Here is a 19,559-nt window from a genome sequence, read left to right on the forward strand (position 1 = left end):
CGACCATATGTCGGAGGCCGGGCCCGGTTCCCTGCCCTGCGCGCGCTCCGGCGGCAGGTAGTCGAGCGAGCCGACCAGCTCACCGCTGCGGGTCAGCTTCGCCACCGCGTCGTCGCCGGAGGACTCCATGGTGGCGATGCCGAAGTCCGTGAGGACGACCCGGCCGCCGCGCTCCAGCAGCACGTTGCCCGGCTTCACGTCCCGGTGCAGGACGCCCGCGCGGTGCGCGGCGTCGAGCGCGTCCATCAGCTTGGCGCCGATCGCGGCGGCCTCGCGCGGGTCGAGCGCGCCGCGCCGCGTCACCACCTCGTCGAGCGAGGGTCCGTCGACGAGTTCCATGACGATGACGGGCAGGCCCTGCTCGTGCGTCACGTCGTGCACGGTGACGACGCCGCCGTGCCGGATGCGGGCGGCGGCCTGCGCCTCGCGCTCCATCCGGGTGCGCAGGTCGGCCAGTTCGGCGTCGCTGGAGTCGGTGTAGGCCCGCAGGACCTTGACGGCGACCTCGCGGGCGAGCAGCTCGTCGACGGCCCGCGCGACCACGCCCATGCCGCCGCGGCCGACCACGGAGGTCACCCGGTAGCGTCCCCCGAGCACCTTTCCGATCAGGTCCCCGTCGCTGGCTTCCCCCGCTTGGCCCGCTGGCACCACATGCTCCGTTCCACGACCGGTCGTCCGTCTCGACTCTCTGACGGGGCACAAGCGTAGATGCACCGTCCACCGACGGACCCGGCGGCCGCCACCCGCCCTGCGGCTCACGGCAGATGACCCTCCGCTCCCTCGCGACCGGCACCGCCGGGCGGCCCCTGCCGGCTCCCGCGCAAGGAAGGGGAGCCGACAGGGGCGCACGTCGCGGGCGTCCTGGTCCGGTCCGCCCGGTGGTCCGGACGGAACGGGCTAGCCGTCCCGGCGGCACTGCCCGGTGCTCGGGCCCGTGACGGTGTTCTGCGACTGGAGGAGGGTCGGCGCGTTGCCCTCGCACCGCAGCGGGCCGGTGACGCGGTTGGACCGGAAGGCGGGCGCGGGGTCCACGGACGCGATGCCCGGGCCGCTGTTGCCGGTGATCCGGACCGGTCCGGTGACCGTGTCGGCCGAGGCTTCGAGGCCGCCGGTGTTCGCGTCGAGGGTCAGCGGGCCCCGGACGGTGTTGCCGGCACAGGCCGTCGCCTCACGGTCGGAGCCGATGAGCACCAGGCCGGTGGTCCCCTCCACGGAGACCGGGCCGGTGAGCGCGGACCGGCAGAGGGTGACGGCGGTGGCGCCCTGGGCCGACAGCGGTCCCGTGATCGTCGCGTCCGAAGCGGCCAGGGCCCCGCCGGGGCGTACGGTCAGCGGGCCGCTCTGGCTGCCGCCGGCCGCGATGCACAGGGCTTCGCCCGGGGCCACGGTCAGCGGGCCGGCGTGCGCGGTGGTGAGGCAGGGGCCGCTGAACCCGACGGTGACCTCGGTGGGCGCCGCCGTCGCGCCCGGGGTGAAGGCCGTGTCGCCGCCGTAGCGTGCGGTGATGGCGTGCGCGGAGGGCTGGAGGGTGCCGGTACGGATGCTCGCGCGACCGCCGTCGAGCTCGGCGGTGCCCAGCGGGGTCGGCCCGTCGAAGAACGTGACCTCGCCGCCGGGGGTTCCGGCGTCCGGGTTGGCCGGGTCGACGGTCGCGGTGAGGGTGACCGGCCGCCCGAACAGCGGGGTCGCCGTGTCCGCGATCACCGTGACCGAGGTTCCGTACCGGAAGGAGACGACCGCCTTGCCGTTGCCGTGGTTGACGCCCCCGGTGAGGGTGGCGCCGATGGCCGTCGGGGCCGCGAAACCGCTGCCCCCGCCGCCGCCGGCTCCGTAGAGGTTGCCCGGCCTGCCGCCGCCGGAGCCGCCGCCACCGGCGAAGTAGCCGCCGCCACCGCCACCGCCGCCGTTGCCACCGCCACCGCCGTTGCCGCCGGAGCCACCGCTTCCGGGGTTGGGCAGGCTGGTGTACTGGTCGATGTCGCTGCCCGCCGCGCCGGGGGCCCCGACCGCGGAGTTGCGGCTTCCGCCCACCCCGTGGGCGGACCGGGTTCCGCCGCCGCCCGCGAGGCCGGACCCGTCGGGGCCGCCTCCCTGGCCGCCGGGCTCTCCTTCGGGCCCGCCGCCGTCGCCGCCGTGCAGCAGCGGCCCGCCGTTGCCCGCGCCACCGCCGCCGCCTGCCACCAGGACCCGGTCGGCCGGACCGAAGGCCCCCGTACGCAGGTCGCTGCTGCCGCCGCCGGAGCCGCCGCCCCCGTGGGCGCCGCCGCCGCCGGAGCCGTGGCCGGTGCCGCCGGGGCGGGCGAACTCGCCGTGCCGGGAGGTGCCGGAACTTCCGACTCCGCCGATGGTGATCTGGAGGGCCTGGCCCGCCACGACGGGCAGTTCGGCACGGGTCTCGCCGCCGAGTCCGCCGGGTGCCCCGTCGTTCGGGGGGCTGGGGAGGACGAAGCCGGCCGCGCTGCCGCCCTCGGCGCCGAAGAGGTCGACCGTCACCGCGGTCACCCCGGCCGGGACGGTGAAGGTGTCCGTGCCGACGGCGGTGTAGGTGCAGGTGGGCGACGCGGCGGTGAAGGCGCCGCCCGCGCCGCAGGGGGTGACGGCGCCCGGCGCCGTCGGCTCGGCCACCGCGGGCAGGGGCGCCAGAGCGGCGGCCAGCAGGCCGGCGGCTCCGGCCACCATCAGGATCTTCGATCGGTACATGTTCAACTCGGTTCCAGACGAAGGTACTCGGGAGATGGGACGTGTGGGGCCGCGGCCGGGGGCGCGACAGCGGCCCCGGCCGCGGCACCCGTGCCGCGGGGGGATCAGACGCCGTCGTCGGCGCACAGCGCCCAGGCGTCGGAGTAGGTGCTCGGGGAGCTGACTCCCCCGGTGTGGGTGGTCGCCGACCAGTACGAGGCCGTGGGGGTTCCGTCCGCGACCGGGTTGCCGGCGGAGTCGCTGGGGTAGCTGCCGTTCAGGTGGTCGCCCTGGGAGCCGGGCCCGGTGAAGTTCGTGGTCGTGACGCCGCCTCCGCTGATCGCGGCGCCGCCGCCGATCAGCTTTCCGTCCCCGCCGCCGCAGCCGACCGTCACGGTCTGGCCCGCGGTCGCGGCGGTGGGGCCGCTCACCTCGCTGTGGCGGACCTTCACGGTCGCGCCGCTGACGTTGATGTTGTCGCCGCTGCAGATGGCGTACGCGTACGTGGTGTTGTCGGTGTTGCCGCCGCCGCCGTTCCAGCCCACGGCGCTCCAGGAGTCGGGGTTGGTCTCACCGTCGGCCGCGGCCTTCTGGCCGTAGCCGTGGGCGGAGTTGTTGAAGGTGGGGAAACCGGCGATGGGCTTGAGGCTGCCGACGACGGCCGGGGTGATGCGGGCTCCGCCGCCGAGCAGGCGGGTGTTGGCCGGACAGGTCGCGGTGACGAGCCCGACGGTCGAGCTGGTGGTGGGGCCGGCCAGCTTGTTCATCACCACCTGGGTGTGGTTGATCAGGCTGCTGCTGAAGCACATGGCGTACGGGGTGCTGGAGAAGGAGGCGTTGACCGCGCCGCCGCTGCCGCCGATGCCGAGCCAGTGGCTCACGTCGGTGCCCACCACGCCCGTGGAGCCGGTGTACTCGGTGCTTCCGTCGGGGCTCGGCGAAGTGCCGTTGATCTTGTTGCCGTTGGAGGACGAGCCGGTGCCGATGGCCTGGTTGACGCCGCCGCCGGAGACCAGGCCGCTCGCGCACGCGGCGCCGGTGGAGATCTCGGAGAAGGCCGCGGCCGGCCCTGACGTGGCGCCGGGGGTCTTCACCGTCATGCCGACCGTATTGGCGTAGGCGGTGCCGGGGACCGCCAGGCCCAGCAGGGCGGCCACGATCAGCGCCTTGCCCGCGACGGGACGTCGCAGAAGGAACTTCCGCATGGTTTCTCCCTTTCGGAGAGGAGGTTTCGGCGGCGGCCGGGGGCCGCGCGCGAGCAGCACCGTTCCCCGGACGGGGTCCGGTTCGGCGCCGGGAGGGTGGGATCGGGTGGTCGGCACGGCGGAGCGGCGGCGTGGACCGGTGTCGGGCACCTGCGGCAGGGCGGGGCAGACCAGATCGTGGCCTGCCCACCGCCCGGCCGAAGCGCGATGCACTTGCGGAATGTAGCAGTCACATAAGCAAGCAAGTAAGGCCGGATCCTCGCTTTTTCCTGGCAGATGCGGTACTGGCGAGTAGGCCGGTCCGCGCCCCGCACCACGCCCCGGGCGGGCGACCCGAGCCGTACGCCCGCGGCCGGAGGCGCTGGGCAACCGAAGGGGCGGCGCGTCCGGCCCCTCCGGGGCACGGGCGCTTCAGACCCGGGGCGGCACGAGGCCCGTGCCCGGCAGCCCGGGGCGGATCAGCACCTTGATGTGGCGCTCCGGGCGCCGCAGGGATGCGAAGGCCGCGTCGAGCCCGCCGAAGCCCGCTTCTCCGGTGACCAGCGCGGCCGCGTCGATGCGGCCGTCGGCCAGCCGGTCCAGGGTGGCGCCGAACTCCCGCGGCGGGTAGGTCAGGCACATCCGGACGGTGACGTCCTTGTAGATGCCGACCACCGGGCGGATCACGTCGTCCGTCATCACCCCGCCGATCTGGAGGATCTCGGCGCCGCGCGGGACGGTGTGCAGCAGCCGGTTCAGCATCCCGGGCAGACCCACGCAGTTGACCACCACCATCGGCTGCGGCCGGGGCCCGGCGAGCCCCACGCAGTGCGCCACCGGGTCTTCTCCCCCGGACGGGTCCACCACCGCGTGCGCGCCGAGCCGGGCCGCGGCCGCGCGCCGCAGCGCCGAGGGGTCGGAGGCCACGACGGGGGCGGCGCCGCGCTCCAGCAGGGCCGCGACGGCTCCCAGCCCGACGGGTCCGCAGCCGACGACCACCGCGGGGGTGCCGGGACCGGCCTCCGTACGGGCGATGTTCCCGAAGCCGACGGCCAGCGGCTCGGTGAGGGCGGCCAGGGCCAGGTCCAGGGAGTCCGGCACCGGGAGCAGGGCCTGCGCCTGGACGACGATCCGCTCGCCGAAGCCGCCGGGGAAGGCGTTGCTGTAGCCGACGGTACGGACGACCCCGCCGGCGTCGAGGGCCCAGGGCAGGGCGACCACCCCGGTGCCGGGCGGGGGGCCGCTCGCGCCGGGTCCGTAGGCGAGGACCCGGCCGGAGAACTCGTGGCCCATGACCAGGGGACGGGCCGGGTCGAAGAGGAAGCCGGTGGTGCCGCTGTCCCGGGAGGCCCGGAGGAACTCGGCGGTGTGGGCGACCGCGCTGAGGTCGGACCCGCAGATGCCGCAGGCCTCGGTGGCCACCAGTGCCTGTCCGGGGCCGGGTACGGGGTCCGGGTACTCGCCCACGGAGAAGCGCCCGGCCACCAGGGCCGCCGCCCTCAACGCACCTCTCCCTTGCGGGCGATGGCCTGCTCGGTGGAGCGGCGCAGGGCTCCCGTGAAGCGCTCGCTGTTGCGGGCGGCCCAGTCGAGGCTGGCCCGGCGGGCGTCGGTGGTTCCGGTGAGCCGGGGCACGACCCGTTCGGCGAACAGCTCCAGGCTGCGCAGGGCGGCGGCCGGTTCGGCGAGGTCCAGCTGCAGGATCAGGAAGGTACCGAACCCGCCTGTCTTCTCGGCCAGTTGCCCGATCCGCTCGACGGCGTCCTCGGCGGTGCCGATCACGGCCCGGCCGAAGGCCGGCAGCCCCTCCTCCGTCCAGCGCCGGACGGCACCGGCCGCCGTGGCGCACCCCGGCGGCCGGACACCGCCGAGGGCCTCGATGTACGCGACGAGGTCGAGTACTCCGAACTCCGCCTGTTCCAGTGCGGCTTCACGGGACTCGGCGAGGTGGACGGGGGTGACCAGCCGCCAGCTCCGCCGGTCCGCGCCGCGTCCCGCTTCGGCGCAGGCCCGTTCGTGGGCCGCCCAGTTGGTGTCGAGCGTGGCGAATCCGGCCGGGTCGGCGGCGGCGAGCGAGAGCACGCCGGCCCCGTGGCGTCCGGCGAGGACGGCCCCGGTCGGGGAGACGGCGGAGGCGACGGCCACCTCCATCTCCCTGCCCCGGTAGGGCCCGAGTTGCAGCCGGGCCTCGTCCAGGGTGAACCAGTCGGTGGCGGCCGTGACGGTCTCCCCGCGCAACAGGCGGACGATCGGCTCCAGGGAATCGGCCATCATCGCGCGGGAGTCCAGCGGGTCGACGCCCATCATGAACGCGTCCGAGGCCAGTTGGCCGGGGCCGACGCCCAGCATGGCGCGGCCCCGGGACTGCTGGTCGAGCTGGCAGATGCGGTCGGCGAGGACCAACGGCTGGTGGTACGGGAGGGAGTTGACCCCGGTGCCGAGCCGGATCCGTCCGGTGCGTTCGGCGGCGGCCGCCAGGAACAGTTCCGGCGAGGCGATGATCTCGTACCCGGCGGAGTGGTGCTCCCCGGCCCACACCTCCTCGTACCCGAGCCGGTCGAGCTCCGTCACCAGCTCCAGGTCGCGGCGCAGCTGGAGGGCGGGGTCGCGGTCGGGCCGGTGGTAGGGGGCGAGGAACACCCCGAAGGCGGACGGGAGGTACGGCTGGGGCATGCGCGGGTGTCCCTTCGGACGGTGCGGGCGTTCGGACGGCGGGTGGCCGTCGTCCGACGAAACACCGCCCGTGCCGCACCTTCAATGGCGGCGGCCCGGTCCTCCCGCTGAGTGGGACGTCCGGGCCGCCCGCCCGCCGCGTCCTTCGGGGATCCGGGATCCGGGATCCGCGCTCCCCGGGCCGTCGGTCCAGGGGCGCTGCTTCGGGGGCGCCGTTTCAGGGGCGCTGCTTCAGGGGCGCCGGTCCAGGGCGCCGATCATGGCGGCGGCCGTCGCCGCCATCGCCGTCCGGGCCGCGGTGAGGTAGGGGCGGGGGTCCGCCGGGGTGAGGTGGGCGCGGATGGCCTCGGTCATGGCCACGTTGAGGGCGGTGCCGATGTTGACCTTGCGGATCCCGCCCGCGACGGCGGCCGCGAGCTCCGCGTCGGGGAGGCCGGAGGAGCCGTGCAGGACGAGCGGGACGTCCACCGTCTTGGCGAGCCGCGCCAGCAGGGCGTGGTCGAGGACCGCGGTCCGGCTGGTCATGGCGTGGCTGCTGCCGATGGCCACGGCCAGGGCGTCCACCCCGGAGTCGGCGACGAACCGGCGCGCCTCGTCCGGGTCGGTACGCGCGCCCGGCGCGTGCGGGTCCAGGGGGGCGGCGCCGTTCTTGCCGCCGACCTCGCCCAGCTCGGCCTCGATCCAGAGGCCGTTGGCGTGGGCCCAGTCGGCGGCGGAGCGGGTGGCATCCAGGTTCTCGGCGTAGGGCAGGTGCGCGGCGTCGTACATCACCGATCCGAAGCCGGCGTCCGCGGCCTGCCGCAGCAGGTCCGGGCTCTTGACGTGGTCGAGGTGGAGCCCGACGGGCACCCCGGCGGCCTCGGCACAGGCGGCGGCGGCACGGGTGATGGGCAGCAGGGCTCCGTCGCGGAACTTCACCGCGTTCTCGCTGAGTTGCAGGATGACGGGCAGGCCGGTGCGCTCGGCACCCTCGACCACGGCTTCGGCGTGCTCCAGCGTGATGATGTTGAAGGCCGCGATGGCACGGCCGGCCCCGGCCGCTTCGGCGACGAGGTCTCCGGCGGGGGCGAGGGTCATCGGACCGCCCCCTCTCCGGTGGCGGTGAGGATGACGGAGCGGGTGAGGTTGCGGGGAGCGTCCGGGTCCAGCTGCCGGTGGGCGGCCACGGCGACGGCCAGCCGGTGCACGCGCACCAGTTCGGCGAGCGGGTCGAGCGCGCCGTCGATCCATGCGGCACCGGTCCCGAGGACCTGCTCGGCGATCCCGTCGGGGGTCCCGCCCAGCGACCAGGTCACGGAGCCGGGCCCGGTGACGCTGACCGGGCCGTGCCGGTACTCCATCGCCGGGTAGGCCTCCGCCCAGGACAGGGAGGCCTCGCGCATCTTGAGGGCGGCCTCGTTGGCCAGTCCGACGCTCCAGCCCCGGCCGAGGAAGGTGAACTGGCCCCGGCCCTCCAGCCCGGCGGGCAGCGGTTCGGCGAGCGCGACGCGGGCGTCGGCGACCACGGCCGGGGTGTGCGCGCCGACGTGGGCGCGCAGCAGGGTGAGGGCGGTGGTGGCGAACCGGGTCTGGACGACGGAACGTTCGTCGGCGAAGTCCAGCACGACGAGGTCGTTCGCCAGGGTCGTCACCGGCGTGTCGGGGTCGCCGATGACGGCGGTGGTCGCGACCCCGGCCTCCCGCAGGCCGGCCAGCAGGTCGAGGACCTCGGTGGTGGTCCCGGACCGGGTGAGCGCGACGACCCGGTCGTAGCGGCGGTGGTGGGGGAACTCCGAGGCGGGGAAGGCGTCGGTCTCGCCCTGTCCTGCGTCCTCGCGCAGGGCGGCGGCGGCCTGCGCCATGAAGTACGAGGTGCCGCACCCGACGATCGCGGTACGCTCCCCCGGCCTCGGCAGCACCGCCCGGTGGGCCGGGGCCAGTTCGGCGGCCCGTTCCCAGCTTTCGGGCTGCGTGGCCAACTCGTACGCGACGTGACTCATGCGGGCTCCCTGCGCGTTGGGTGCGTGTTCTTGCAAGGTAGCGGGCCATTTCGCGCAACTTCAAGCATCTAGGGGGTGGCGGCCTGGGTTAATCTCGACGGCGGGGCCGGAGCGCGGCCCGGGCAACGCACGGGAGGGGCGCCATGACCCGCAAGGAACGCTGGCAGACGCTGCTGGATCTGCTGGTGGAACGGGGCGGGCTGGAGGTGGAGCCGGCCGCCGAGGCCCTCGGCGTGTCCGCCGCGACGATCCGCCGGGACCTCGACCAGCTCGCCGAGCAGCAGCTGCTGGTCCGCACGCGCGGCGGGGCCGTCCCGCACGGGGTCTCGTACGAACTGCCCCTGCGCTACCGCACGTCGCGGCGGGCCGCGGAGAAGCTGCGGATCAGCGAGGCGGTGGCGGCGCTGATCGCACCGGGGGAGGTCGTCGGCCTCACGGGAGGCACCACGACCACGGAGGTGGCCCGCGCCCTGGCGGCCCGCGCGGACCTGGCCACGGGCTCGCCCGCGCTGACGGTGGTGACCAACGCCCTGAACATCGCGGGCGAGCTGGTGATCCGCCCGCAGTTCAAGATCGTCCTGACGGGCGGGGTGGCCCGCCCCCAGTCGTACGAGCTGACGGGTCCGCTGGCGCAGCAGGTCCTCGGCCAGCTCACGATGGACACGGCCGTCCTCGGGGTGGACGCCTTCGACCCGGCGGACGGCGCGGCGACCCGGCACGAGGACGAGGCGGCGATGAACCGCCTCCTGTGCGAACGCGCCCGCCGGGTCGTCATCGCCGCCGACTCCAGCAAACTCGGCGTCCGCGCCTTCGCCCGCATCTGCGCCACCTCGGAGGTGGACGTCCTGGTGACGGACACGGGCCTGCCACAGGAGGTGGCGGAGGGGTTCACGGAGGCGGGGGTGGAAGTGGTACGGGTGTGAGGCGGGCGGGGTGGGGGGGGAATCGGGGGGGGTGGCCGGTCGGCCCCGCCGCCCCACCCCGCCCCCTCAGTGCGCCGGGACCCGTTCCGCCTCGCGGGACAGGGCCGCCAGGACCGGGGCGATCAGGGGGTGGGACTCGGCCCCGCGGCGGGTGGCGGCGAAGACGCGGCGGGTGGCGGCCGGGCCCGTCACCGGGCGGACGCGGACCTCCCTGAGGTCCATGCCGCGCAGCGCCGAACGCGGCACCAGGGCCACCCCGGCCCCCGCGCCCACCAGGGCGGTCACGGCCCGGAAGTCGTCGGAGGAGTGCGCGAAGCGCGGCTGGAAGCCCGCCAGTTCGCAGGCCAGCAGGGTCACGTCGTGGCAGGGGTTGCCCGGGTACTGCCCCACCCAGTCCGCGTCGGAGAGGTCCGCCAGCGCCACGGCGGGGAGGTCGGCGAGCGGGTGCCCCGAGGGCAGCACCGCGTCGAAGGGTTCCGCGTAGAGCGGGAGCACCGAAAGGCGGGCGTCGTCGGCGCCCGGACCGCCGCGGTACTCGACGGCCAGGGCCACGTCGGCCTCCCCGTCGAGCAACATCGGCAGGCTCTGGTCGCCCTCCGCGTCCCGGACCCGCAGGCGGATCCCCGGGTGTTCCAGCGCCAGCCGGGAGATGGCCGGGGCCAGCACCTCGGCGATGCCGGTCGCGAAGGCGGCGACCGTGACCTCGCCCGCCGATCCACCGGCATAGGCGGCGAGTTCGGCCTCGGCGCGCTCCAACTGGGCCAGTACCTCGTGGGTATGGCCCAGCAGGATCTCCCCGGCCGCGGTGAGCCGTACGCCCCTGCCGCTGCGGGTCAGCAGCGCGTGGCCGGTCTCCTGCTCCAGCGCGGCGAGCTGCTGGGACACGGCGGACGGGGTGAGGTACAGGGCTGCGGCCGCGGCGGTCACCGTACGGTGGTCCGCCACGGCCCGCAGGATGCGCAGCCGGCGGGGGTCGATCACCCCTCCATTGTCTCAGCCGGCGGACGTGCCGAGCGCCGCGCGGGCGTCGACGAACGCGGCCACCGCGCGCTCCACGTCGGCCGTGGAGTGGGCCGCCGAGAGCTGGACGCGGATGCGGGCGGCGCCCATCGGCACGACCGGGTAGGAGAAGCCGATCACGTACACGCCGCGCTCCAGCAGCAGCTCGGCCATCTTCGCGGCCTCGGCGGCGTCGCCGATCATGACGGGGGCGATGGCGTGGTCGCCGGGCAGGATCTCAAAGCCCGCCTCGGTCATCTTCGCGCGGAAGAGGGCGGTGTTGGCCGCGAGGCGCTCGCGCAGGTCACCGGCGGACTCCAGCAGGTCGAGGACCTTGAGGGAGGCGGCCGCGATGACCGGGGCGAGGGAGTTGGAGAAGAGGTACGGGCGCGAGCGCTGGCGCAGCAGCGCGACGATCTCGGCGCGGGCCGCGACGTAGCCGCCGGAGGCGCCGCCCAGGGCCTTGCCGAGGGTGCCGGTGATGATGTCGACGCGGTCCATGACCCCGTGCAGTTCGGGGGTGCCGCGGCCGCCGGGGCCGACGAAGCCGACGGCGTGCGAGTCGTCGACCATGACCATGGCGTCGTAGCGGTCGGCGAGGTCGCAGATCTCGGCGAGGGGGGCGACGTAGCCGTCCATGGAGAACACGCCGTCGGTGACGATCAGGCGGCGGCGGGCGTCCTGCGCGTCCTTGAGCCGGGCTTCCAGCTCGGCCAGGTCGCGGTTGGCGTAGCGGTAGCGGCGGGCCTTGGAGAGGCGGATGCCGTCGATGATCGAGGCGTGGTTGAGGGCGTCGGAGATCACCGCGTCCTCGGCGCCGAGCAGGGTCTCGAAGACGCCGCCGTTGGCGTCGAAGCAGGAGGAGTAGAGGATCGTGTCCTCCTGTCCGAGGAAGGACGAGAGCCGCGCCTCCAGCTCCTTGTGCACTTCCTGGGTGCCGCAGATGAAGCGGACGGAGGCCATGCCGTAGCCCCAGCGGTCCAGGGCGTCCTTCGCGGCGGCGACGACCTCGGGGTGGTCGGCCAGCCCGAGGTAGTTGTTGGCGCAGAAGTTGAGGACCTCGCCGGGGGCGCCGCCCGCGGTGACGGCGACGGCGGCGTTCTGCGGGGTGCCGATGACGCGCTCGGGCTTGTGCAGGCCCGCGGCGCGGATCTCGTCGAGGGTGGTGCGGAGGTCTTCGCGGACGGACTCGAACATGACTTCGGTGTCTCCTTGTGCGGTATGCCGGGCGCCGCCCGGCGGGAGCGGAGCCGGGGCGGGCCGGACGGAGGGGGCCGGGCCCCGCGGAGGGGGGGTCTGCGGGGCCCGGCGGAGGGAGATGGTCTTGTGGTGGCCCGGACCGGCCGGGCCGGGGTCGCCCCGACCACCGGAGCGGCCCGGGACGGAGTCGCCCCGACCGCCGGAGCGGCCCGGGAGGGGGTGCCCCGGGGCGGGGCGGGCGGGACCGGCGGGGGCGTGACCCCGCCCCCCGGTACCCGTCCGTCCGCGCACCCGCGCGCACCCGCTCCCGCGCGGGATCAGGCCGTCCAGTCCAGGATGATCTTCCCGCTCCGCGCGGTCGACGCCTCGTCGAAGGCCGCCTCGAAGTCGCGGTGCGAGTAGCGGCCGGTGATGACCGGGGACAGGTCGAGCCCGCCCTCCAGCAGCACGGTCATCGCGTACCAGGTCTCGAACATCTCGCGGCCGTAGATCCCCTTGATGGTGATCATCGAGGTGACGACCTTCGCCCAGTCCACCGGGAACTCCTGGGCCGGCAGGCCGAGCATGGCGATCCGGCCGCCGTGCGTCATGTTGTCGATCATGTCGCGCATGGCCTCGCCGCGGCCGGACATCTCCAGGCCCACGTCGAAGCCCTCGCGCAGGCCGAGCCGCGCCTGCGCGTCGGCGATGGAGGTCTCCGCGACGTTCACCGCGAGGGTGGCGCCGGCCTTGCGGGCGATCTCCAGCCGCTCGGGGCTGACGTCGGTGATCACCACGTTGCGCGCGCCGGCGTGCTTCGCCACGGCCGCCGCCATGATCCCGATCGGGCCGGCGCCGGTGATCAGGACGTCCTCGCCGACCATCGGGAAGGACAGCGCGGTGTGCACGGCGTTGCCGAAGGGGTCGAAGATGGCCGCCACGTCCAGGTTCACGGCGGTGCGGTGCACCCACACGTTCTGGGCGGGCAGCACCACGTACTCGGCGAAGGCTCCGTCGCGTCCGACGCCCAGCCCGACGGTGCTGCGGCACAGGTGGCGGCGGCCGGCCAGGCAGTTGCGGCACTTGCCGCAGACCAGGTGGCCCTCGCCGCTGACCAGTGCGCCGATCTCGATGTCGCGGACGTCCGCGCCGAGCGCCGCGACCTCGCCGACGAACTCGTGGCCGAGGACCAGCGGGGTCTTGACGGCTCCCTGCGCCCAGCCGTCCCAGGCACGGATGTGCAGGTCGGTCCCGCAGATGCCGGTGCGCAGCACCTTGATCAGTACGTCTCCGGGGCCGTACTCCGGCTCGGGGACGTCCATGAGCCACAGCCCGGGCTCGGCCTTGTGCTTGACGAGTGCCTTCATGGGGGTGGCTCCAGGGGCATTGCGGAAGGGGACGCCGGGGGCGCTGGTGCGCTGGTGGCGTGGGTGACTGGCACCAATGTGCCGATCGGCGTAGTGATCAGTCCATCGAGACTTTCTTAAGCGGGTCGACAGCGCAGCTTCACGCCTATGCTCCTCACGTGATGGGGGACAGGGGCCGGGGCACGATCCGGTGGACGGTCCCGGTCCGGGGAAAAGGGGAGGTGAGGGGCGTGCCGAGTCTGCGCAGCAGGGCGCTTTCGGCCGCACTGGTCGCGACGGGACGGCGAAGACGGTCCGCGACGGCCGAAGCGGTCCGGGCGAAGGTGGCGCGGTCGGCCCGCCGGCCCGCTTCGCACCTGCCGCCGCGCTCGCTGGGCCGGGTCGCCGAGGTGTCGCGGACCTTCGTCGGGGCCTGGCCCGTGTACGACGCGTCGCCGCGCGGGGCCGAGCCGGTGGCACGGGTGCTGTACGTGCACGGCGGGACCTTCGTCGACGAGCTGGTCCGGCCGCACTGGTCGCTGATCCGGACCCTGGTGACCCGGGCGGGCGCGCGGGTCGTCGTACCCGCGTACGTACTGGCGCCGCGCGGGACCGCCGACCGTACGGTTCCGGTCGCCGCCGACCTGCTGAGCGGTCTGATCGAGAGCGGCGGCGCGGGCGGCACCGTGCTGGTGGGCGACTCGGCCGGGGCCGGGCTGGCGCTGGCGGCCGCGCAGCGGCTGCGCGAGCGCACCGGGGCGCAGCCGTCCCGGATCGTGCTGATCTCCCCTTGGCTGGACGTCAGCATGAGCCACCCGGGCCAGGCGGCCATCGAGCCGGCCGACCCGGTGCTGACCCGCGCGGGCCTGGCCGAGGCGGGCCGGCTGTACGCGGGCACCCTCCCCTTCGACGACCCCCGGGTGAGCCCGCTGCACGGCTCCTTCGAGGGGCTGGCGCCGCTGACGGTGTTCACGGGCACCCGGGACGTGCTGAGCACCGACAGCCGCGAACTGCTGCGCCGGGCGCGGGCCGCCGGGGTCGAGGTGGAGTGGCACGAGGAGCCGGGCCTGCCGCACGGGTACCCGTTGCTCCCGGTCCCGGAGGGGCGCGCGGCCCGGGAGCGCATCGTCGAGCTCGTCACGGAGGCCGCGGCCGATCCGCTCTAGGCGGTGCAGGTCATGAGCGAGCTGACGGGCCAGGCCCGGTACGCGCTCCAGTAGGCCTCGTCGCGCGCCGGATCGGCGGGCGGGGTCCGGCTGGGCTGCCAGCCGACGGTGGTGAAGCCGGCGTCGACGGCGGCTTCGGCGAAGTCGGCGTGCGCCCATTCGCGGTACTCGAAGTGCTGCGGGGGTTCGGTCAGGAACTGGGCCTTCAGCAGGGGTGCGTCGCCCTCCGGTACGCGGTCGAGGATGCGTACGCCGTACGGGGACCAGTCCACGTGCGGGAAGGCGCCCGGGTTGCGCACCAGCGACAGGAGCCGGCCGCCGGGCCGCAGGTTCGCGCGGATCCCGCGGAACATGGCGTGCAGGGCTTCCCGGTCGGGTGCGTGGCTGAACAGGTAGACGGCGGTGGCCAGGTCGAAGGGACCGAGCCGGGGCATGGCGGCGGCGTCGGCGAGGACGTATTCCACCGCGGCCGAGCCGGAGGCCGCCGCGCGGGCGCGGCGCAGGCGGTCGGGGCAGCTGTCGACCCCCACGGTGCGCCGGGCCCCCCCGGCGGTGAGCAGGGTGACGGTGCCGCCGTGACCGCAGGCCACGTCGAGGGCGTCGAGATCGCGGACCCCGCCCAGGGCGTCCAGCGCGGTGCGGAGCGTGTAGGCATCGGCTGCGGTGAAGGCGGCCCGGGGCGCCGGGTGCGTGGACGTGTCGTAGGGCTGGTACATGCCGGCATGCCTCCCCGGTACGGGCGGGGGCGACGGCCCGCGCGCCGGTCCGTCCCCCGGACGGGGGAGGCGTTCGGGTCAGTGGTTACGGCGTCCGGTCGCCACCGGCCCGGCGGCGGCCCCGCGGCCGGGCCCGTGCTCCGCGCGGCCTCCCCCGGCGGCCGTGCGCGGAGCCGGGATGCACCGCTCGCCGCCGGGGGCGCATCCTTGCTGTGTGACGGCGAGACCGGACAGCGGTGGCTCCTGCCCCGACGACGCCCGGGACCGGGTGCTCGCCCGGGCGGCCGTGGGCGCCGTGGAGGCCCTCGGCGGGTACGCGGGCGGGGTGTACCTGCGCTCCGAGTCGCCGGAGCTGCTGCGGCTGGCGGTGTTCACGGGCCTGCCGGGTCCGCTGTTCGGCCCGTGGTGGCGTGTGCAGGTGAACCGCCCGTACCCGGTCGCCGAGGCCTACCGCTCCGGCCAGTCCGTACACCTGGCGGACGAGGAGGCGTCCATGCGGCGCTTCCCCCAGCTGATGGCCGGGCTGCCGGTTCCCTTCTCCTCGCTGTACGAGCCCGTCACGGGCGGGCCGGAGCGCTTCGGGGTGCTGTTCGTGCTGCGTCCGGCGACCCGGGGGCGCGCCGTCGGGGAGGCCGACCGGGAGCGGCTGCGCGACGCCGCCGAGGCCCTGGCCGCGGAGCTGGCCGCGCTCGCGGCGGCGGGGGACCCGGTGGTGTGGACCGGCGACCCGGTCGAGGTCCCCCCCGCCACCCCGGCCGGAGGCGCTCAGGAGGCCGTGGACCGCCTCGCGCAGGGCCTGCTGTCGGTGGACCGGGAGGGCAGGATCGGCTTCGCCAACGCCGCCGCCGGGGCGCTCCTCGGTTCCGGAGCGCCGCCGCTGCTCGGCCGCTTCCTGTGGGAGGCGGTGCCGTGGCTGGGGCATCCCGCCTACGAGGACCACTTCCGGGGGGTGTTCCTGTCCCCCGTGCCGGTGCACTTCGCGGCCCGCAGCGGCCCGGACCCGGACCGCGACTGGATGACGGTGGGGCTCTACCCCGGGCCGGACGGGGTAACGGTGACCCTCGAACCCGGCGAGGAGCCCGCCCTCGCGCCCGATGCGGCGGCCGGGACCGGCACGGGCACCGGGCCCGCCATGCCCGTCGACCGGGCGGCGGCCCTGTACCGGCCGGTGGCCCTGGCCATCGCCCTGACGGAGGCGGTCACCGCCCGTCAGGTGTCGGCGGTGGTCACCGAGGAGCTGCTGCCGGCCTTCGGCGGCCGCCAGCTGGCGATCTACCTGCTGAACGAGCGGCACCTGTACCTGGCCTGGGAAACCGGCTTCCCCCAGGGGTTCCTCGACCGCTTCGACGGGGTCTCGCTCGACGTCCGGCTCCCCGGCGTGGAGACCCTGACCACGGGCCGGCCGCTGTTCTTCGAGTCGATGGGGCACCTCGCCGCGGCCTATCCGGGGATCCCGCTGGACGCGGACGTGGGCGCCCGCGCGTTCCTGCCGCTGATCGCCTCCGGCCGCCCGGTGGGTTCCTGCATCCTCGGCTTCGACGCCCCGCGCGGCTTCAGCCCGGAGGAGCGTACGGTGCTCACCGCGCTGGCCGGACTGATCGCGCAGGCGCTGGAGCGGGCGCGGCGCTACGACAGCGAGGCGGCGCTGGCACGCGGCCTGCAGTCGGCCCTGCTGCCGCGCCGGCTGCCGGTCCTGAGGCACGTGGACACGGTGGGCCGGTACCTTCCGGGCACGGTCGGCATGGACGTCGGCGGCGACTGGTACGACGTGATCGAGACGAGTGCGGGGCTGCTGGCGCTCGTCATCGGGGACGTCCAGGGGCACGGGGTGGCGGCCGCCGCGACGATGGGTCAACTGCGCAGCGCCGTACGGGCCTTCGCGCTGAGCGGCAACGCCCCCGACGAGGTGGTGCGGGGAACGAACCAGTTGCTGATCGACCTGGACCCGGGTCAGTTCGCGAGCTGCTGCTACGTCCTGCTCGACCCGGGGTCCGGCCGGGCCCTCGCCGCCCGCGCCGGTCACCCCCAGCCGCTGCTGCGCCACCCCGACGGCCGCACCGAGGTGCTGGACCTGCCCGGCGGGGTCGTGCTGGGCATCGACGCGGGCGGCGACTACCCGGTGACGGAGCTGTGGCTGGAGTCGGGCGCGGTGCTCGCCCTGTACACCGACGGGTTGGTGGAGATGCCGGGCACGGACATCGACGAGGGGGTGGAGCGGCTGCGGGCGGCGCTGGCCGGGGCCCGGCCGTCGCCGCTGACGGAGACGGCGGACCGGCTGGTCGCCGAGGCGGGGAGCGCCGCCGACCGCCCCGACGACATCGCCCTGCTGCTGGCCTCCCGTACGGGTGGGGATCCGTAGCCGGGGCGAGCCGACCGCGTACTGCCGCTCCCCGTCGGCGCTGGTCAGCGTGCTCGTGCCGGCGCCGAACACCATCCCGTCGTGGCCCCGGACCGGCCCGCACGCCGTGTCCACGGTGGAGATGCCGAGGCCGTGGCGGAAGACCATGCTGCCGCCGGTCGAGGTCCCGGCGGTCGATCCCGCCCGGACCGGAAGCGGAAGCGGAACCGGAAGCCGGGCCCGCGTCGGCGGCGGGCGCCCGGCCGGCTTCGGGGGCGGCCTGTGCCGGGGCCGCCCCGGCCAGGAGTGCCACGACGACGGCGGCCCCGGCCGCGGCCGCCCGTAACCGGTCTCGCCGGTCGTGCTGCGTGCGCTGCTCCACCTGCGTCTCCCCGAGCGGTCCCGCCCCAGAGGGGCATCGGTGGATCTTGGGTCGTCCGATTCTTGCGACGCCCGCGGCCGGGCCCATCGGCCGGGAGGACGATCCCGGCGCGCGCCCCGTCGGCCGTCAGGAGCAGACGCCCCTCACTCCCCGGATCATCTTGCCGCGGCCCGGATCCCTCCCGCGGCGGGCAAAGCGGAAGGAAATTCGCGCGATCACGCTGCGGTTCCCGCACCCCGTCACGGGTCAATGTTTACGCGGTCTTAACGCCCGGATCGGGGCCGGGCAGCCGACCGGCACGATGGAATCCGCAGGTGAACAGCTCTTGACCTGCGGATCTCGCGGAGTTTCCATATCGGCCACGGGAGTCACGCAGCGACTTGCCCACCACCGCCCCGGAGGCGATACCGCTCCCGCGCTCATTCACCGCACATGGCGATCGGAAATCCCGCACGATGACTGACACGATCAGCGCCCCCCAGGCCCTCGCCCCGGCGACCGGGCCGACCCCGCAGAAGCTCAAGCGTTCCATCGGCGTCGTCGGCGGGACACTGCTCACGCTGTCGTGCGTGACGCCCGCCTCGACCCTCTTCGTCGTCGTGCCCGATCTCTTCTCCAGCCTCGGCACCTGGACCGCCCTCACGATCGCCATCGGTTCGCTGCTCTGCGTCGGCGTGGCGTTCTGCTACTCGGAGCTGGGCACCCTGATCCCCAGCGCGGGCGGCGAGTACGCCATGGTGTCCACCCTCGCGGGCCGGCTCGCCGGCTGGCTCGTGTTCGTGCTGTCGCTGCTGGTGGTGATGATCGTGCCACCCGTGATCGCCATGGGTACGGCCGACTACCTCTCCCCCGTGATCCACATACCGGCCCCGGTCGCCGGCGGCGCCGTGATGCTGCTCGCCACCCTCGCCGGTCTCCTCGACCTGCGGGCCAACGCCTGGATCACCGGCATCTTCCTCGTCCTGGAGGTGGTGGCCGCCGCGCTGGTCGCCGTGCTCGGCTTCGCCCACGGCGAGCGGGGCGCGGACGCCCTGGTGCACGGTTCGGTCGCCGTCGAGGGCGGCGGCACCTCCACCGTGACCGCGATGATGGTGGTCTCGGGGCTGGCCATCGCACTGTTCATCACCCAGGGCTTCTCCACCGCCGTGTACCTGTCGGAGGAGCTGGAGAAGCCGCGCCGCAACGTGCCGCGCACGGTCCTGGCCACCCTGGCCATCTCCACCGCGGTCATCCTCGTGCCGGTCATCGCGATCACCCTGGGCGCCCCGGACCTGGACGCCCTCGCCTCCGGCGACCTCGGCGCGATGGTGACGGCCTGGTCGAACTCGGCGGTCGGCACCTTCGTCAGCCTCTGCGTGGCCCTGGCCATCATCAACGCGGGCATCGTCATGGTCATCCAGAACTCCCGGGTGCTGTTCGCCTCCGCCCGTGACAAGGCCTGGCCCGAGCCGGTCAACCGCGGCCTGTCCCGCCTGGGCCGCTTCGGCTCCCCGTGGGTGGCCACCCTGCTGGTCGGCCTCCCCGGCGCCGCGATGTGCTTCGTGAACCTCGACACCCTCTACGGGGTGACCGGCGTCTCGGTGACCGGCATGTACCTGCTGGTCGCGGTGGCCGCGCTGTTCAGCCGGCGCGGGGCGCACGGGCAGGCCTCCGCCTGGCGCATGCCGCTGTGGCCGGCGGTGCCGATCGCCCTGATCCTCGTCCTCGCGTACATCCTGACCCAGCAGGAGACCCAGTACCTGCTGTGGACCGGTGGCATCACCGCGGTGGCCACCCTGTACTGGGCGCTGTACCTGCGGCCGCGCAAGGACTCGCGCTGGCTGGTGACCATTCCGGAGGGCGAGGAGGGCCTGGAGGACTGATTCCCCGGTCCCCCTCCCCCCGTCCCGGGGGGGGGGGGGGGGGGGGGGGGGGGGGGGGGGGGGGGGGGGGGGGGGGGGGGGGGGGGGGGGGGGGGGGGGGGGGGGGGGGGGGGGGGGGGGGGGGGGGGGGGGGG

General features: G+C 75.1%; 16 protein-coding genes. 5 read left to right on the top strand and 11 right to left on the bottom strand.

From position 1 onward, the window contains the following. The 7 genes from ACEPPI_RS34395 to ACEPPI_RS34425 form a co-directional block, all read right to left on the bottom strand. Positions 1-648: serine/threonine-protein kinase (locus ACEPPI_RS34395; RefSeq protein WP_373919186.1), on the bottom strand; the 648-nt coding region annotated here is incomplete at its 3' end. A 249-nt stretch (positions 649-897) separates the two neighbouring features. Beyond that, complete coding sequence (locus ACEPPI_RS34400; protein ID WP_373919202.1) at positions 898-2,700, bottom strand: Ig-like domain-containing protein; 1,803 nt, start codon at positions 2,698-2,700, stop codon at positions 898-900. 104 nt (positions 2,701-2,804) lie between these two features. Continuing rightward, a complete protein-coding gene (locus ACEPPI_RS34405; RefSeq protein ID WP_373919187.1) occupies positions 2,805-3,884 on the bottom strand; it encodes a hypothetical protein in 1,080 nt (359 codons plus the stop codon). A gap of 411 nt (positions 3,885-4,295) precedes the next feature. Beyond that, on the bottom strand, positions 4,296-5,366 hold the full coding sequence (locus ACEPPI_RS34410) for a zinc-binding dehydrogenase (RefSeq protein ID WP_373919188.1): 1,071 nt from the start codon (positions 5,364-5,366) through the stop codon (positions 4,296-4,298). Beyond that, positions 5,363-6,535, bottom strand: a complete 1,173-nt coding sequence (locus ACEPPI_RS34415) for an LLM class flavin-dependent oxidoreductase (protein WP_373919189.1) — start codon at positions 6,533-6,535, stop codon at positions 5,363-5,365. The genes ACEPPI_RS34410 and ACEPPI_RS34415 overlap by 4 nt, the downstream gene beginning before the upstream one ends. Before the next feature lie 231 nt (positions 6,536-6,766). Beyond that, entirely contained in the window at positions 6,767-7,612 is an 846-nt protein-coding gene (locus tag ACEPPI_RS34420; protein WP_373919190.1) for a class II fructose-bisphosphate aldolase, read from the bottom strand. After that, the gene (locus tag ACEPPI_RS34425) at positions 7,609-8,514 is read right to left on the bottom strand and encodes an SIS domain-containing protein (RefSeq protein ID WP_373919191.1); all 906 of its coding nucleotides are present in this window, start codon (positions 8,512-8,514) and stop codon (positions 7,609-7,611) included. Before ACEPPI_RS34425 ends, ACEPPI_RS34420 begins: the two co-directional genes overlap by 4 nt. Positions 8,515-8,657: 143 nt before the next feature. Here ACEPPI_RS34425 and ACEPPI_RS34430 point away from each other — a divergent pair, with 143 nt between their 5' ends. Continuing rightward, the gene (locus ACEPPI_RS34430) at positions 8,658-9,437 is read left to right on the top strand and encodes a DeoR/GlpR family DNA-binding transcription regulator (protein WP_373919193.1); all 780 of its coding nucleotides are present in this window, start codon (positions 8,658-8,660) and stop codon (positions 9,435-9,437) included. Between the two features lie 66 nt (positions 9,438-9,503). Here ACEPPI_RS34430 and ACEPPI_RS34435 read toward each other — a convergent pair whose 3' ends face one another. The 3 genes from ACEPPI_RS34435 to tdh form a co-directional block, all read right to left on the bottom strand. Beyond that, positions 9,504-10,418, bottom strand: coding sequence for a LysR substrate-binding domain-containing protein (locus tag ACEPPI_RS34435; protein WP_373919194.1), 915 nt, complete (start codon positions 10,416-10,418; stop codon positions 9,504-9,506). Positions 10,419-10,430: 12 nt separating this feature from the next. Next, positions 10,431-11,633: a glycine C-acetyltransferase gene (locus ACEPPI_RS34440; protein WP_373919195.1), complete on the bottom strand. Its 1,203-nt coding sequence runs from the start codon at positions 11,631-11,633 to the stop codon at positions 10,431-10,433. A 320-nt stretch (positions 11,634-11,953) separates the two neighbouring features. Further along, complete coding sequence (gene tdh, locus ACEPPI_RS34445; protein ID WP_373919196.1) at positions 11,954-12,982, bottom strand: L-threonine 3-dehydrogenase; 1,029 nt, start codon at positions 12,980-12,982, stop codon at positions 11,954-11,956. 230 nt (positions 12,983-13,212) lie between these two features. Here tdh and ACEPPI_RS34450 point away from each other — a divergent pair, with 230 nt between their 5' ends. Beyond that, a complete protein-coding gene (locus ACEPPI_RS34450; RefSeq protein ID WP_373919197.1) occupies positions 13,213-14,127 on the top strand; it encodes an alpha/beta hydrolase fold domain-containing protein in 915 nt (304 codons plus the stop codon). Here the strand turns inward: ACEPPI_RS34450 and ACEPPI_RS34455 are convergent. After that, the gene (locus ACEPPI_RS34455) at positions 14,124-14,843 is read right to left on the bottom strand and encodes a class I SAM-dependent methyltransferase (RefSeq protein ID WP_373919198.1); all 720 of its coding nucleotides are present in this window, start codon (positions 14,841-14,843) and stop codon (positions 14,124-14,126) included. The genes ACEPPI_RS34450 and ACEPPI_RS34455 overlap by 4 nt on opposite strands. A gap of 214 nt (positions 14,844-15,057) precedes the next feature. On the opposite strand from ACEPPI_RS34455, the gene ACEPPI_RS34460 reads away from it, so the two are divergent. The 3 genes from ACEPPI_RS34460 (at position 15,058) to ACEPPI_RS34470 (ending at position 19,425) form a co-directional block, all read left to right on the top strand. Beyond that, on the top strand, positions 15,058-17,202 hold the full coding sequence (locus ACEPPI_RS34460) for a GAF domain-containing SpoIIE family protein phosphatase (protein ID WP_373919199.1): 2,145 nt from the start codon (positions 15,058-15,060) through the stop codon (positions 17,200-17,202). After that, positions 17,189-17,527 (top strand): hypothetical protein, encoded by a 339-nt coding sequence (locus ACEPPI_RS34465; RefSeq protein ID WP_373919200.1) that lies wholly within the window; start codon positions 17,189-17,191, stop codon positions 17,525-17,527. Before ACEPPI_RS34460 ends, ACEPPI_RS34465 begins: the two co-directional genes overlap by 14 nt. Before the next feature lie 491 nt (positions 17,528-18,018). Then, complete coding sequence (locus ACEPPI_RS34470) at positions 18,019-19,425, top strand: APC family permease (RefSeq protein WP_373919201.1); 1,407 nt, start codon at positions 18,019-18,021, stop codon at positions 19,423-19,425. The last annotated feature ends 134 nt before the right edge of the window (positions 19,426-19,559 follow it).

The organism is Streptomyces sp. AB3(2024), assembly GCF_041862025.1.
In the GTDB taxonomy this organism is placed as follows: domain Bacteria; phylum Actinomycetota; class Actinomycetes; order Streptomycetales; family Streptomycetaceae; genus Streptomyces.

Bases quoted from the DNA above. Each gene is read 5' to 3' on its own strand.
- ACEPPI_RS34400 (WP_373919202.1), bottom strand. From the start codon at position 2,700: ATGTACCGATCGAAGATCCTGATGGTGGCCGGAGCCGCCGGCCTGCTG.
- ACEPPI_RS34405 (WP_373919187.1), bottom strand. From the start codon at position 3,884: ATGCGGAAGTTCCTTCTGCGACGTCCCGTCGCGGGCAAGGCGCTGATC.
- ACEPPI_RS34415 (WP_373919189.1), bottom strand. From the start codon at position 6,535: ATGCCCCAGCCGTACCTCCCGTCCGCCTTCGGGGTGTTCCTCGCCCCC.
- ACEPPI_RS34420 (WP_373919190.1), bottom strand. From the start codon at position 7,612: ATGACCCTCGCCCCCGCCGGAGACCTCGTCGCCGAAGCGGCCGGGGCC.
- ACEPPI_RS34425 (WP_373919191.1), bottom strand. From the start codon at position 8,514: ATGAGTCACGTCGCGTACGAGTTGGCCACGCAGCCCGAAAGCTGGGAA.
- ACEPPI_RS34430 (WP_373919193.1), top strand. From the start codon at position 8,658: ATGACCCGCAAGGAACGCTGGCAGACGCTGCTGGATCTGCTGGTGGAA.
- ACEPPI_RS34440 (WP_373919195.1), bottom strand. From the start codon at position 11,633: ATGTTCGAGTCCGTCCGCGAAGACCTCCGCACCACCCTCGACGAGATC.
- tdh (WP_373919196.1), bottom strand. From the start codon at position 12,982: ATGAAGGCACTCGTCAAGCACAAGGCCGAGCCCGGGCTGTGGCTCATG.
- ACEPPI_RS34455 (WP_373919198.1), bottom strand. From the start codon at position 14,843: ATGTACCAGCCCTACGACACGTCCACGCACCCGGCGCCCCGGGCCGCC.
- ACEPPI_RS34470 (WP_373919201.1), top strand. From the start codon at position 18,019: ATGACTGACACGATCAGCGCCCCCCAGGCCCTCGCCCCGGCGACCGGG.